The 14,915-nt window shown below is 39.2% G+C and carries 12 protein-coding genes; 11 read left to right on the top strand and 1 reads right to left on the bottom strand.

The features are described from left to right. Positions 1–191: 191 nt before the first annotated feature. Positions 192–1,241, bottom strand: a complete 1,050-nt coding sequence (locus tag J7E57_RS19510; RefSeq protein WP_215166251.1) for an IS110 family transposase — start codon at positions 1,239–1,241, stop codon at positions 192–194. Positions 1,242–2,116: 875 nt separating this feature from the next. Between J7E57_RS19510 and sucD the strand changes: the two genes are divergently transcribed. The 11 genes from sucD to J7E57_RS27175 all read left to right on the top strand — a co-directional run bounded on the left by sucD (position 2,117) and on the right by J7E57_RS27175 (position 14,769). Further along, positions 2,117–2,989 (top strand): succinate--CoA ligase subunit alpha, encoded by an 873-nt coding sequence (sucD, locus tag J7E57_RS19515; RefSeq protein WP_029279034.1) that lies wholly within the window; start codon positions 2,117–2,119, stop codon positions 2,987–2,989. 395 nt (positions 2,990–3,384) lie between these two features. After that, complete coding sequence (locus tag J7E57_RS19520; RefSeq protein WP_215131388.1) at positions 3,385–3,888, top strand: methionine-R-sulfoxide reductase; 504 nt, start codon at positions 3,385–3,387, stop codon at positions 3,886–3,888. A 144-nt stretch (positions 3,889–4,032) separates the two neighbouring features. Continuing rightward, on the top strand, positions 4,033–4,413 hold the full coding sequence (locus tag J7E57_RS19525; RefSeq protein WP_215131386.1) for a septal ring lytic transglycosylase RlpA family protein: 381 nt from the start codon (positions 4,033–4,035) through the stop codon (positions 4,411–4,413). Positions 4,414–4,868: 455 nt separating this feature from the next. Beyond that, positions 4,869–5,840: a ribonucleoside-diphosphate reductase small subunit gene (locus J7E57_RS19530; protein WP_215131384.1), complete on the top strand. Its 972-nt coding sequence runs from the start codon at positions 4,869–4,871 to the stop codon at positions 5,838–5,840. A 142-nt stretch (positions 5,841–5,982) separates the two neighbouring features. After that, positions 5,983–8,367, top strand: coding sequence for a ribonucleoside-diphosphate reductase subunit alpha (locus tag J7E57_RS19535; protein ID WP_215131382.1), 2,385 nt, complete (start codon positions 5,983–5,985; stop codon positions 8,365–8,367). A 141-nt stretch (positions 8,368–8,508) separates the two neighbouring features. Beyond that, complete coding sequence (locus J7E57_RS19540) at positions 8,509–8,730, top strand: cysteine-rich CWC family protein (RefSeq protein ID WP_215131380.1); 222 nt, start codon at positions 8,509–8,511, stop codon at positions 8,728–8,730. An 870-nt stretch (positions 8,731–9,600) separates the two neighbouring features. After that, positions 9,601–11,568, top strand: coding sequence for an SPFH domain-containing protein (locus tag J7E57_RS19545; protein ID WP_215131378.1), 1,968 nt, complete (start codon positions 9,601–9,603; stop codon positions 11,566–11,568). A gap of 101 nt (positions 11,569–11,669) precedes the next feature. Next, positions 11,670–12,188: a hypothetical protein gene (locus J7E57_RS19550; protein ID WP_215131376.1), complete on the top strand. Its 519-nt coding sequence runs from the start codon at positions 11,670–11,672 to the stop codon at positions 12,186–12,188. 186 nt (positions 12,189–12,374) lie between these two features. Then, complete coding sequence (locus J7E57_RS19555; protein WP_215131374.1) at positions 12,375–13,250, top strand: carbon-nitrogen hydrolase; 876 nt, start codon at positions 12,375–12,377, stop codon at positions 13,248–13,250. 124 nt (positions 13,251–13,374) lie between these two features. After that, on the top strand, positions 13,375–14,451 hold the full coding sequence (locus tag J7E57_RS19560; RefSeq protein ID WP_215131372.1) for an agmatine/peptidylarginine deiminase: 1,077 nt from the start codon (positions 13,375–13,377) through the stop codon (positions 14,449–14,451). Between the two features lie 138 nt (positions 14,452–14,589). Further along, positions 14,590–14,769, top strand: a complete 180-nt coding sequence (locus tag J7E57_RS27175; RefSeq protein ID WP_251029981.1) for a GIY-YIG nuclease family protein — start codon at positions 14,590–14,592, stop codon at positions 14,767–14,769. Positions 14,770–14,915: the final 146 nt, after the last annotated feature.

A 14,915-nucleotide genomic window follows, 5' to 3' on the forward strand; every position in this document is an offset into this window, starting at 1 on the left:
CGACGTCAACCTGATCGGAGCGAGCATCCCGATTCTTCATCGGGATAAAGCGGAGAGGTACTGTCTTTAAAAGCAAATAAAAGTTGATAAAAATTTAGCTTCTGAGAAGCATTAATTTAAATGGCTTCCATTTGTAAAACAGTACAATAACTTTACCTTTGTTTTAGTGAAAACTTCCTTCTGGAATTTTATCATGTGTAGCTCTGGATTTTTCTGGAGCTATTATTTTTTTCTAAAAAGGTGAATTGGGGATTGTATCTCTGCTCATTTTTCCAAAGATGGTACATCATTACCAATAATTTTTTTTGTACGGCAACATAGCCTTTCATCTTAAATCCTGTTCGCTCAACAACTCTTTCATAAAGACTTTTAAATTGTGGCTGGTCATCCCTTACCGCACAAAATGCTGGCATAAATAGAATTCTTCTGATCCGGGAATTTCCCTTTTTTGATATTTTTGTTTTTCCTATATGCTTGCCTGATTGGTTTTCTATCACATCGTAACCTGAATATTTCACTAAAGATGCCGAACTTTTAAATAATGTAAACCCATTGGTTTCAGCGACAATTACACAAAATGATAGCAGACTAACCCCTTTTATTGCTGTAATATTTTCATAATGAAGATTTAAAATCTTGTCTGTTTTAACAAGCTTTTCCATTGCTTTTTCCATTTCTAATACTTGTTGCTCAAGCAGTCTTATTGTTTTGTTCAGTTGCTTTATAACTTCCCTGCTTTGGAACTGAGCATGGTTGAGTGCCTCAAGCTGGTTACCCATAACATTGATGGTCTCTTTTAGGTTTTGATGCTGACGGGTATAGTGCCTAAGTTCATATAATTTCTCACTTCCGGGTGTCCAGGGCTCCAGGTTCTTTTCTGCGCCAATTTTAGCAAGACCGCGGGCATCTATACTGTCATTTTTAGAGTTTGCTCCGTCTGCCTGTAGGTACTTCTTAGCCTTATTTGGCAATAAAATACTTAACACTAAGCCTTTGGAATGCAGAAACCACGCAAGTTGTTCATGGTAGACCCCAGTGGCTTCCATTACAATGCGCAGGGGCAGCTCTTCTTTCTGGTGCTGTTTGATCCATGCCAAAAACTCTTTAAAACCGCCAGGGCTGTTGGATAACTTACGGCTGGATTTTACAGTTACTTTCTGGCTGCTGTCTATGACCGACAAACAGCAATGAAAATCCTTTTTTGAAACATCAATTCCGATAGAATACTTTAAGTTCATCATACCTTTATTATTTAGATTGAAATAATCAATAATCTCTCTTAGCTTTTGCTCATGGTATAGATGATCCAAATACAGCGAAATGGTCAATAGGTACTGTTCAAACTTTAAGAAATAAAAAAAGGGAGGGTTATCCTCTCACGACGGCATCGATTAATTTTCGTGTCTTGCGGGACTACAAGTTTATCTCCCTCTTTTGATTATTTTTATTATAAAGGTAAAGATATGAGCGGGAGTGCAGCCCTCAAAAAGCGCTGAACTGCTCATTTCCCAATCCTAAATGTTGATATTTTGATTTGAAAACGTATGGTTTGCCGTTCTTAGGTGGGGTTCCGTCCTGCCATCCACTTTATCCCGATGAAAAATCGGGATGCCCGTTCCTGTCAGGTTTATAATGAAAGGCTTGCTCCTGACATGTTGCCACAAGCACCAGCACTTTGTTACTAAATCCGATCGCAGTGGTCCCGACTTTACGTCGGGAGGAACGGAGAGCGGGAGTGCAGCCCTCAAAAAGCGCTGAACTGCTCATTTCCCAATCCTAAATGTTGATATTTTGATTTGAAAACGTATGGTTTGCCGTTTTTAGGTGGGGTTCCGTCCTGCCATCCACTTTATCCCGATGAAAAATCGGGATGCCCGTTCCTGTCAGGTTTATAACCGAAAGGCTTGCTCCTGACATGGCTCAAAAAGGATTTATTTTTTGCACCTAAGCGCTATAAAGGCACTCTTAACTTTACTTCTGAATAAAGCCTATGACGGGCTACAGCTGCCATAAACCATTTCCTTACATTTTCCTGAAAAAACGAACTAAATAATGTGGTTTTAGATTTGAATTCCATTACAATAATATTAGCTTTGCACAAAAAAAATATTGATACATGAGCGTTTTAGTAAATAAAGATTCTAAGGTTATCGTTCAGGGTTTTACCGGAAACGAAGGAACTTACCACGCTGAGCAGATGCTGGCCTATGGTACAAACGTAGTTGGTGGTGTAACGCCTGGCAAAGGTGGGCAATTGCATTTAGATAAGCCTGTTTTTAATACTGTTAAAGATGCCGTTGATAAAACGGGTGCAAATGTATCTATCATTTTTGTGCCACCAGCTTTTGCTGCTGATGCAATTATGGAAGCTGCCGAAGGCGGTATTAAAGTTATTGTTTGTATTACTGAAGGTATCCCAACTAAGGATATGATTCAGGTTAAAGAATATATTGCTGACCGCGATGTTACGCTTATCGGCCCTAACTGCCCGGGTGTAATTACTGCTGATGAAGCTAAAATCGGCATCATGCCAGGTTTTATCTTCAAAAAAGGTCACGTAGGAGTGGTTTCTAAATCAGGAACCTTAACTTACGAAGCGGTAGATCAGGTTGTTAAAGCTGGTTTAGGTATTACAACGGCTATCGGTATCGGTGGTGACCCAATTATTGGAACACCTACTGTAGAAGCGGTTAAATTATTAATGAACGATCCTGAAACTCATGGTATCATCATGATTGGTGAAATTGGTGGTGGAATGGAAGCAGAAGCTGCCCGCTGGATCAAAGAACATGGTACTAAACCAGTTGTTGGTTTCATCGCTGGTCAAACTGCGCCTCCGGGACGTAGAATGGGCCACGCTGGTGCTATTGTTGGTGGTGCTGATGATACTGCAGCTGCTAAAATGAAAATCATGCGCGAGTGTGGTATCCGTGTAGTAGAAAGTCCTGCTGAAATCGGTGCTGCAATGGCAGAAGAATTAGCTAAATAAGATTTAAAAATCTCGTTATAGAAAAGCGTTTCGATTAGGTTCGAAGCGCTTTTTGTTTTTTAACCACAGAGAGCGCAAAGAAAAGGCGCAAAGTGCACAGAGCAGGGCTTATATTCCTGTCTTTTTTGTTTTCATTCCGTCATTCCCGCGCAGGCGGGAATCTTAATGCTTAACTAATGGGTTAAATGAATCTACACCGTCATGGTGGATTTATTTCATGAAGACACAACTATACTATGAACTATAGGTTAAAAGCACCTACTTTGTATCCTTCTCCTCCAGGAGAGGGATAGCGCTACAGTACAAACCCCACAAACTTTGTCAGGGTGAGGTAAACACTACTCCATTCCTCTAAACCTGCAAACCAAAACAGAATCTATAGCGTATATTGAGGTATGAAAACGATGTTAAATAAACTATTTTTGGTTTCTGCTGTTGTTTTAATAACAGGTATTTCTGCTTGTGCCCAAAAGCAAGATAAGAAAGCCGTAAAACAATCGAAGGAAACAGAACAAATCATACCAAAAAAGAAAATGAACTGGAATCCATTAACACCCGAAGAAGAAAGAGTAATTGTAAATAAAGGTACAGAATACCCTGGTACAGGTAAATATGAACATACAACAGATAAAGGAACTTATACCTGTAAACGTTGTAATGCGGCCTTGTACCGTTCGGAAAGTAAGTTCGATGCACACTGCGGCTGGCCTGCTTTCGATGATGAAATTAAAGGTGCTGTAAAGCGTATTCCTGACGCCGATGGTTCCCGTACAGAAATTGTTTGTGCCAACTGTGGCGCGCATCTTGGCCACGTATTTTTGGGCGAAGGATTTACCAATAAAGACACCCGCCATTGTGTAAATTCGATCTCAATGAATTTCGTGCCGGATCAAAAATAAGGTGGATGTAGAAGGGTTAGGTAGAGGCGTACGGCGATTAGCTGTACGCCTTTTTTAATGCACAAAATGGAGCTGTTTTTCTACAAATTGTTGATTATAAACTAAATGCTTATATTTGCAGGCTCGACAAAGAAAATTTAGCCTATGAAGTATCTGCTGTTATTAAGTTTTTGTTTCCTGTTTTTACAGAGCAATGCACAGAATTCTGATTCATCAAATGAACCGGATAGTATTAAAAAAACAGTTCTCGCAACTTATTATCACAGAAAATTCGAAGGCCGCCGCACCACCAGTGGCGCCAAATACCGGGCAAAAAAGCTAACAGCTGCCCATCGTACACTGCCATTCGGCACCATGGTTACAGTAACCAATCCAGATAACGGAAAATCGGTAGTAGTAAAGGTAAATGACCGTGGTCCTTTCTCTAAAAGATTGGCGATAGATCTATCTGAACGTGCTGCAAAACAGATCGGTATCTTCCGTAAAGGCATAGCTAAAGTAAGCCTCAGTTATACGGTTGAATGATACTCCTCTTGGCTCTATTTGGAGCCAATTATACCCCTTAAATTTAAGTTATTAACACTCATTTTGGTTTGCTAAGCCCTTGAAAAGAAACGATTAGCTTTTTTTTCGCTTGAAAATGATATTCGACTGATCGTTTTTCCCCAGCAATTGAACAGGGTGTTAACAACTTTGGTTCACAAAAAAGGGCCACCGTATATATATTTGTTATAACAAAGTTCTTTAACTTCTTGCGCTTGAAAACAAATATAAAAGCTTAGTTTTTAGTAATTTATACGTACATCACCTGATTGCAATTTTAAATTTTCCCTAACTAAAAACTCAGTTGTTTGTCAGGCAATAGGGTTAGCACTTTCACAACAGCGTTTTGATAAAAGACATTACAATCATCATATAAAATTGATGGATGCGTGCCTTTGTCGGCTCTGTTAAAAAAATAGAATTAAAAACATCAGCGTATGGAACAGGAATTATTACTACAAGAAAACAAAGATAGATTTGTGCTTTTGCCGATTAAGTATCCGGCAATTTGGGAAATGTATAAAAAGACCGAAGCTAGTTTTTGGACTGCAGAAGAGATTGATCTCTCTGACGACCAAAAACACTGGGACAATTTAAATGATGGCGAAAGGCATTTCATTTCTCACATCCTTGCTTTCTTTTCTGCTAGTGATGGTATCGTGAACGAAAATCTTGCAGTTAACTTCATGAGTGAGGTTCAATTGCCGGAAGCACGTTGTTTTTACGGTTTCCAGATTATGATGGAAAATATTCATGCTGAAACCTACGCCCTGTTAATCGATACCTATATTAAAGATCCTGAAGAAAAAGACCGTTTATTCCACGCTATTGATACTGTTCCTGCAGTAAAAAGAAAAGCAGAGTGGGCTTTGCGCTGGATCGACAACGGAACCTTTGCCGAACGTTTAGTGGCTTTTGCTGCTGTTGAAGGTATTTTCTTCAGCGGAAGTTTCTGCTCTATTTTCTGGTTAAAGAAACGTGGCTTAATGCCGGGATTAACCTTCAGTAACGAGTTGATTTCGAGAGACGAAGGTTCGCACTGCGAATTTGCTTGCTTGTTATATAGCATGTTGAGCAATAAATTAAGTGAAGAAGCAGTTCAAGGCATTATCAGCGATGCAGTTGAAATTGAAAAGGAATTTATTACCGAAGCATTACCAGTTGCCTTAATTGGTATGAATGCAAAATTAATGAGCCAGTACATTGAGTTTGTTGCCGATAGATGGTTACAGGAGCTGGGTTACAAGAAAATATACCATGCAACCAATCCTTTCGATTTTATGGAAATGATTTCGTTGCAGGGTAAAACCAACTTCTTCGAAAAACGTGTTGGCGATTATCAGAAAAGTGGTGTATTAACCTCAGCTGATAATAATAAACAGGCGTTTTCTTTAGATGAAGACTTTTAAGGTAGAAGGCAAAAGGTTTTAATCTTGATACTTGTTACCTGCTACTAGATACTAATAAATAAATAACAAAAATACAAAGTGATGATTAGGTCTTGATACTTGATACTCACGACTTAATAATAAAACTTAAATCTCATAAAATATGTTCGTACTAAAAAGAGATGGCCGCAAAGAAGCGGTGCAATTTGACAAAATCACAGCCCGCATTCAAAAGTTGTGCTATAGTTTAAATTCAGATCTGGTAGATCCAATCGATGTAGCCAAAAAGGTTATCGAAGGTTTATACGATGGTGTAACAACATCTGAGTTGGACAACCTTGCTGCAGAAACTGCTGCCTCGTTAACAACAAAACACCCTGATTACGCTTTGTTGGCATCGCGTATTGCGGTTTCCAACCTACATAAAAACACCACTAAATCATTCTCGGGTACGATGAAAATGTTGTACGAATATTTCGACCCGAAAGCGCAGAAAGCGGCTCCGCTTATCGCTGATGATGTTTATGAGATTATAGAAAAAAACAAGGATATTTTAGATAGTTCTATCATTTACGACCGCGATTTCGGTTTCGATTATTTCGGTTTTAAAACTTTAGAAAAATCTTACCTTTTAAAAGTTAACGGTCAGATTGTAGAGCGCCCTCAACATTTGTTTATGCGTGTTTCTGTTGGCATCCACAAAGAAGATATCGATAGCGCAATCAAAACCTATAACTTAATGAGCGAGCGTTGGTTTACACATGCTACACCAACTTTGTTTAACGCAGCTACACCAAAACCTCAAATGTCGTCATGTTTCTTGTTAACCATGCAGGATGATAGCATCGAAGGTATTTATGATACTTTAAAACAAACAGCTAAAATTTCGCAAAGTGCAGGTGGCATTGGTTTAAGTATCCACAACATCCGTGCAACAGGATCGTATATTGGTGGTACAAACGGTACAAGTAACGGTATTATTCCAATGTTACGTGTATTTAACGATACTGCACGTTACGTAGATCAGGGTGGAGGTAAACGTAAAGGTGCTTTTGCTATTTATTTAGAACCTTGGCATGCAGATGTTTTCGAATTTTTAGATCTTCGTAAAAACCACGGTAAAGAAGAAATGCGTGCGCGCGATTTGTTTTATGCCCTTTGGATTAATGATTTGTTTATGCAACGTGTTAAAGATAATGGCGATTGGACATTATTCTGCCCGCACGAAGCACCAGGTTTGGCAGATTGTTTCGGTAAGGAATTCGAAGAATTATACGCTAAATACGAAGCAGAAGGCCGTGGCCGTAAAACCATTAAAGCACAAGAGCTTTGGTTTGCTATCTTAGATTCGCAAATTGAAACCGGTACGCCTTATATGTTGTTTAAAGATGCAGCGAACAGCAAATCTAACCAACAGAATTTAGGTACCATTAAGAGCTCTAACTTGTGTACCGAAATTATCGAGTACACCTCTAAAGATGAAGTTGCGGTTTGTAATTTAGCTTCATTGGCATTGCCTCGTTTCGTAATCAATGGTGCTTTCGATCACCAAAAATTATACGATGTAACTTATCAGGCTACTTTAAACCTGAACAAAATCATCGATCATAACTATTATCCAGTACCAGAAGCTGAAAACTCAAACATGCGCCATCGTCCCGTTGGTTTAGGTGTACAAGGTTTGGCTGATGCCTTTATCTTATTGCGTTTACCTTTCGAAAGTGATGAGGCTAAACGTTTAAATAAGGATATTTTTGAGACGATTTATTTCGCTTCTATGACGGCTTCGCACGATTTGGCTGTGAAAAATGGTCCTTACCAAACGTTTAAAGGTTCGCCATTATCTAAAGGTAAATTCCAGTTCGATTTATGGAATGTTACGCCTGATAGCGGCCGTTGGGACTGGAACGCATTGCGCAAAAAAGTAGTTAAAGATGGTGTGTACAACTCATTATTGGTTGCACCAATGCCAACTGCATCTACTTCTCAGATTTTAGGTAACAACGAATGTTTCGAGCCATATACTTCTAACATTTACACCCGTCGGGTATTAAGTGGAGAGTTTGTAGTGGTAAATAAACACTTATTGAAAGATTTAGTGGCATTAGGTTTATGGAACAACGATATGAAAAACCAGATCATATTGGCTAATGGTTCTGTTCAGGCAATTGATTCGATTCCAGATTACATTAAAGAATTGTACAAAACGGTTTGGGAGATCAAAATGCGTAATATCATCGATATGGCTGCAGATCGCGGTGCCTATATCTGTCAATCGCAATCGTTAAACTTGTTTATCAATGCACCAAATACTTCAAAATTAACTTCAATGCACTTCTATGCATGGGAGAAAGGTTTGAAAACCGGTATGTACTACTTACGTACTCAGGCAGCTTCTCAAGCAGTTAAATTTACTGTAGAGAACCAAGGGGGTAAAGCTATTGAAGCGGTTATCCCAGCTGAAATGACACAAGATCAGGTTGCAGAAGAAATCGTTGACGGACCAGTTTGTTCAATGGAAGAAGGATGCATTAGTTGTTCGGGTTAGACTCGCGCAGTCGTCATGCTGAATTTAGTTCAGCACTTGTATAATATAGATCCTGAAACAAGTTCAGGATGATGAATCTAATAATATCGTAAGGTTTTGGGCAAATGCTCAAAACCTTATTTTTTGTTTATACTTTTGTATATGTCTTCACACATTCATAGCGCTAAACACGAAATCATTCCTTGCGAGCGATGTAATGGAGCTATTGAGTGCAAGGCAAATTCTTATACCAAGTGCCAGTGTAGCGTGGTGCAGTTAAGCATTAATGAAGTACAGTATATCTCTGAACTGTATGATGGCTGCCTGTGTGCAAAATGCCTATTCGAACTGCAGCAAGAATATCGTGTAGAAATAGGCGTGTAAAACCCTGGGCCTCTGTGATGCAGAGGAACTAAGCATTTGTTTCATCGGTAGCGAGCGCATTAAGATTGCTTCATCCAATCAAAAATTAGCTTCAATGACGGAGTGCCTAAACGCCTGCTGTATCTAAACCCGATCGGCGTGAAAAACCCACAGGGCCGATTCTTCATCTGCACGAGGATTTGGAACAAAGAGCGGGACTGAAAACCGCCAAGCACACAGAACTGTTCATTTCCTAAAAAGAAGTAATAACCATAAAATAATACAGGTTCTTTTTTATGAAAACGTATGGATAATGGTTAATGGCTACTGTAGTCCTGCCATTCACTTTAGTTCCGATGAAGGATCGGAAGCTGCCGCTCCTGTCAGGTTTAATACCGAACAGATCGCTTCACTTTCACGCAATTCCACACGCTTTCGTTTCAATAACGTTCCATTGCAGTCAGCATTAAATTATCAAGCAAATCATTCTTTACTATAGCTTATAGCAGAGTACCTATAAAAACGACAAATAAAAGTGTTCAGTAAAACATAATAACGTATGGCAAAATAGTCACTTTGTTTGAGTATAAAAGAGGACATCTTTTTTGTCTTTTTGTAACATTAGTCTTTTTACCAAAACCAAAGTATTTATTCGAAGTCCGAAGTCACGCCTTGCCTCTTTTTAAGCGTTAGGTTAAACGATTTAACAAAATATCAAGTGCAGATGATGTTCGGGAAATCAGACGGCTTAATCAATCTCTGAGGCCTTAGGTTCAAAGTAAATATTCTTTCAGAATAGCCTTAATAAGCTGGCATTGAGCACGTGGTTTGCTATCAATTGGCAGACTGATGAATGGTTTATCAGGTACAAAAAAAGAAAAAAATATAATTATGGAAGCGCTCATTTCTAATTACTGGTGGGTTTTAGTGGCACTGTTGTGCATCATTTTATACAAATATATTTTACGTTTCTTATTCGGGATGGTCATCGTACCTGAAGATAGGATCGGGTTGATTACTAAAAAATTCGTACTCTTTGGTTCCGATCGGGAGTTGCCCGATGGCCGCATTATCGCGGTTAAAGGCGAAGCCGGTTTTCAGGGAAAAACACTGGCGCCAGGATTGTACTTCGGGATGTGGTTTTGGCAGTACAGCGTAACGATGGAACAATTTACCATCATCCCAGAAGGGAAAATCGGACTGATTATGGCCAAGGATGGTTCGGAAATCCCGACGGGAAATATCCTTGGGCAAAGGGTAGAGTCTGATAATTTTCAGGATGCAGTGAAGTTTCTCGAAAATGGTGGTCAGCGAGGCCGGCAAACGTCTTACATTACCTCGGGTTCTTATCGTATCAATACGATGCTGTTTCAGGTTTCTGTTACGGATATGATTCGCATTCAGGAAAGCATGGTGGGCATTGTAACCACTTTAGATGGTTTACCGATTGAGGCCAATCAGATTGCGGGCAAGCTTGTTGATGGACACAACAATTTCCAGGATTTCGATGCCTTTATAAAACAAGGTGGTAACCGTGGTTTGCAGCCCCAGGTAATTTTGGCAGGCTCTTATAACCTCAATCCATGGGCAATCCAGTTAGAGGAAATTCCGATGACCGAAATTGCAATCGGTTATGTTGGTGTTGTAATCTCATTTATTGGTACCGACGGAAATGACCTAACCGGTGCAGACTTTAAACACGGTAATATTGTTGGCAAAGGCTCAAAAGGTGTTTGGTTAGAGCCCCTTGGTCCTGGTAAATATCCAATTAACAAATACATTATGAAGGTAGAGCTGGTACCAACAACCAATTTGGTGTTAAACTGGGCATCGGCGCGAAGTGAGGCGCATAATCTGGATAAAAACCTATCAACCATTACCGTACGTTCAAAAGATGGTTTCCCCTTTAATTTAGATGTTGCGCAGATTATCCACGTACCAACTACAGAAGCGCCTAAAGTAATTGCACGTTTTGGTAATATGGTGAACCTGGTTTCGCAGGTTTTAGAACCCACCATTGGTAACTATTTCCGTAACTCGGCACAGGGAAGTGATGTGATTGCTTTCTTAAGTACCCGTAAGGAGCGTCAGGAATCGGCTAAAGAACATATCCGTAAAGTGCTTGATGAGTATAACGTAAATGCGGTTGATACGTTAATTGGTGACATTGTTCCGCCAGAGTCGTTAATGAAAACCTTAACCGACCGTAAAATTGCAGAAGAACAAAAGGTTACTTACGAAACCCAGAAACAGGCACAGGAAACGCGTCAGGGGATGGAGAAAGAAACCGCGATTGCCGATATGCAGAAAGATATTGTGAAGGCACAACAAAGTGTAGAGATTGCCGAACGTACCGCAAGTGCAACGGTAAAAAAATCGGAAGGTGATGCGGCTGGTGTAAAACTCGCAGTGGGAGCAGAGGCTGAGGCTACAAAAATGAGGGCTCATGCTGAGGCTGAAGCAACCAAAGCCAGAGCGCAGGCCGATTCGGAAGCGATAAAGTTAAGGGCATCGGCAGAGGCTGAACAGATTTCGTTAACCGGTAATGCAGAAGCAGGTAAAATTTTAGCGGTAGGTAAATCAACCGCCGAAGCTTACGAACTTGCAGTGAAAGCTCTGGGCGGCGAAAACTTTACCCGTTACAAAATTACCGAAGAATTATCAAAAGGTAATGTGAAACTGATCCCTGATGTACTGATTGGTGGTAGTGGAGGTAACCACGGCGGTTCAGCAATGGATGGGCTGTTGGGATTGAAGTTGATGGAGTTGATGGACCCAGCACAGCGGAAAGAAGTGGTAGCGGTTGCAGAAATTGTAGAAACAAAAGCAAAACCTAAAAAGGACAATATTAATCCTTAGTTTGATTTTGAGTTAGAATGGAAAGCCTCGATGAAAATCGGGGCTTTTTATTTGGTTGATTTTGATCGTAATTTTCGATCTTTATTATGACTAAAATAAAAATGAATAATAAGAGAGATATTTTTTTAATTGCTTTGTTGATTGTGATCTGCGTGTTTTTAATTTTATATCCACTGAAGTTTGATTTATACGAATGCGTTAAAGCCAAAAGAATAATCGACATGCTAGCTCTGCCATTAAGTATACCAGCTCTTGTATATTTTATTTATCGCAAATTTAAAAGTGGCAATTACATTATATGGGGGTCCATGTTGAAAACGTTATTGATGTGCGGAATCGTTTACTTTTTTATAGTACGCAGTTTGTTTGGGTGTGGAATAACGTTTATAAACTCAATATTCGGAAGAAATGAAGTTGTTAAAATTAAGGGTGTAGTAACAGGGAAAATTCAGCGAAAAGGTGGTTACAAGTCTGTTGGCCTATACGAGCTGACAATCTTGGAACAGGGTGGACGGGAAATTATCTTAGATACTAAACTAGACATAATTAAAAACTATTCTACAAATGATAGGATTGAGATTGTAATGAAAAAAGGGATCTTAAACCTGTTGTATAAATAAGCATTAAAAGAGAAGAATCTGGTTCTATATACATCTGCTTTTCAAAAACAATTACACAATTATGCCGTTTTACTTTTAAACAAAATAGTAACTTTGCAGCCAGATTTAGAATGATAGAATTTTGAATGACTGAATGGCTTAATAATTCATTCATTCCATCATTCGCTCATCCAATAATTTTAAAAAATGAAGAAAGTAAAAGTTGGCTTGGTACAAATGAGTTGTACTAAAGATAAACAAGAAAATTTAGATAAAGCGATTGTTAAAGTAAGGGAAGCAGCTGCAAAAGGTGCACAGATTGTGTGTTTGCAAGAGCTTTTTACTTCTTTGTATTTCTGCGATGTTGAAGATTACGACAATTTCGATTTAGCTGAAGCTATCCCTGGCCCATCTACTGATGCTTTGCAAGTGGTGGCCAAAGAATTAGGCGTGGTAATTATTGCCTCTTTGTTTGAGAAACGTGCTGAGGGATTATACCACAATACAACAGCTGTTTTAGATGCTGATGGTTCATATTTAGGTAAATACCGTAAAATGCATATTCCTGATGATCCGGCTTATTATGAAAAGTTTTATTTCACCCCAGGCGACTTAGGCTACAAGGTTTTTCAAACCAAATTTGCTAAAATTGGTATCCTGATCTGTTGGGATCAGTGGTATCCAGAGGCTTCACGTATTACCGCTTTAATGGGTGCCGATATCATGTTCTATCCAACTGCTATTGGCTGGGCTACCGATCAGGATGAAGAAACCAATCAAGATCAATACAATGCCTGGCAAACCATCCAGCGTTCACATGCGGTTGCAAATGGTGTGCCCGTAGTAAGCGTAAACCGTGTAGGCTTTGAGCAAGATGGTGCCATGAAATTCTGGGGTGGAAGTTTTGCCACAAACGCACAAGGCAAAATACTTTATTTAGGTTCTCACGATCAGGAAGAAACCAAAGTAGTTGAGCTGGATTTATCAGAATCTGATTTCTTCCGTAAGCATTGGCCATTTTTAAGAGACAGAAGGATTGATTCTTACCAGCCGATTACGAAAAGATATATTGACGGGGACTAAGCAGAAAGGTTAAAGACCAAAACTTAAAGCGAAAACCACACATGGGTGTCATCCTGAGCCTGTCGAAGGACTTAACATTTCGACAAGCTCAATGTGACACCTTTAAATTAAAAGACTACACGAAATGTCAAACTTTCCTCCAAGAAAAGATTTAAATATCAACCAATTTGATTATTCGCCGAAACAACAAGGTTATGCTTTTCCTGCCGAGTGGACTAAACATGAGGCAACCTGGTTAAGCTGGCCACATAAAGAGGAGAGCTGGCCTGGTAAAATCGAAACCATTTACGAACCATATTGCCAGTTTATCAAAGCAGTTGCCGAAGGCGAAAAAGTACGCATCAATGTGAAAGATGAAGAAATGAAAGCTTTTGCTGTTTCTGAATTAACAAAGGTAGATGCGGATTTAAGTCAGATCGAATTTTATTTTAATGAAACCAACGATGCCTGGTGCCGTGATCATGGGCCTGCATTTTTGCTAAAAGGAAATGAAAAAGCTGTGGTTGATTGGGGTTACAATGCCTGGGGCGGAAAATATCCGCCATTTGACCTGGATGATGTAGTTCCGACAAAAATTGCCAAACATTTCGATTTACCTTTGTTTACACCAGATATTGTGATGGAAGGAGGTTCAGTAGAATTTAATGGCGCTGGAACGGTTTTAACCACTACTGCCTGTTTGTTAAATGAAAATCGTAATCCGCATTTAACCAAAGCGCAGATTGAACAATATTTGCTTGAATATTATGGTCAAGATCAGGTATTATGGTTAGGAGATGGAATCGTTGGCGACGATACAGACGGCCACATTGATGATATTACGCGTTTTGTAAACGAGGATACGGTTTTAACTGTTGTAGAAAGTAATCCGCTGGATGAAAATTATATCTTGTTACAAGAAAATTTAGAGGCCTTAAAAGCCATGAAGCTGAAAGATGGCAGATCATTGAATATTGTTCAATTGCCGATGCCATCGCCAGTTATTCATGAAGATACTCGCTTGCCTGCATCTTATGCAAATTTTTACATCGCCAATGCGGCGGTAATTGTGCCAATTTTTGATGATGTAAACGACCAGAAAGCTTTAGCTATTATTCAAGATTGTTTCCCTGATCGGAAAGTGATCGGTATCAATTCAGTAGATATTATTTGGGGTTTGGGAAGCTTTCATTGTTTGAGCCAGCAAGAACCAGCTGTTTAAGTTTGGAGTTGGCAGTCAATCTTTTGTGGTTGTCATCCTGAGCCTGTCGAAGGACTTTTTGTGGTGTTTCGACTGGTTAGGCATGACATCTCTAGCGAGAAATAATTTTTTGTAACTTTAAGCTACTAAAAAGCTTTCATGGCGAAAATACATAATTACTTTGTTTATATATTGGAGTGTTCGGATAAAAGTTATTATGTTGGCGTAACAAATGATTTAGAAACTAGACTTTCGCAGCATAATGCGGGTGAAAATGTTTTTGCTTATACCTTTTCAAGAAGGCCTGTAGTATTAAAATATCATCAAAGATTTGACTAAATAGAAGATGCAATAGACTTGGAAAAGCAAGTTAAAGGCTGGGGCAGAAAGAAAAAAGAAGCTTTATTTAAAGAAGATTGGAACGAAATTGTAAGATTATCAAACTATAAAAATAAATAACATGTTCGGTCTTCGACACTTCGGCA

This window comes from Pedobacter sp. ISL-64, from assembly GCF_018613605.1.
Classification (GTDB): Bacteria; Bacteroidota; Bacteroidia; order Sphingobacteriales; family Sphingobacteriaceae; genus Pedobacter.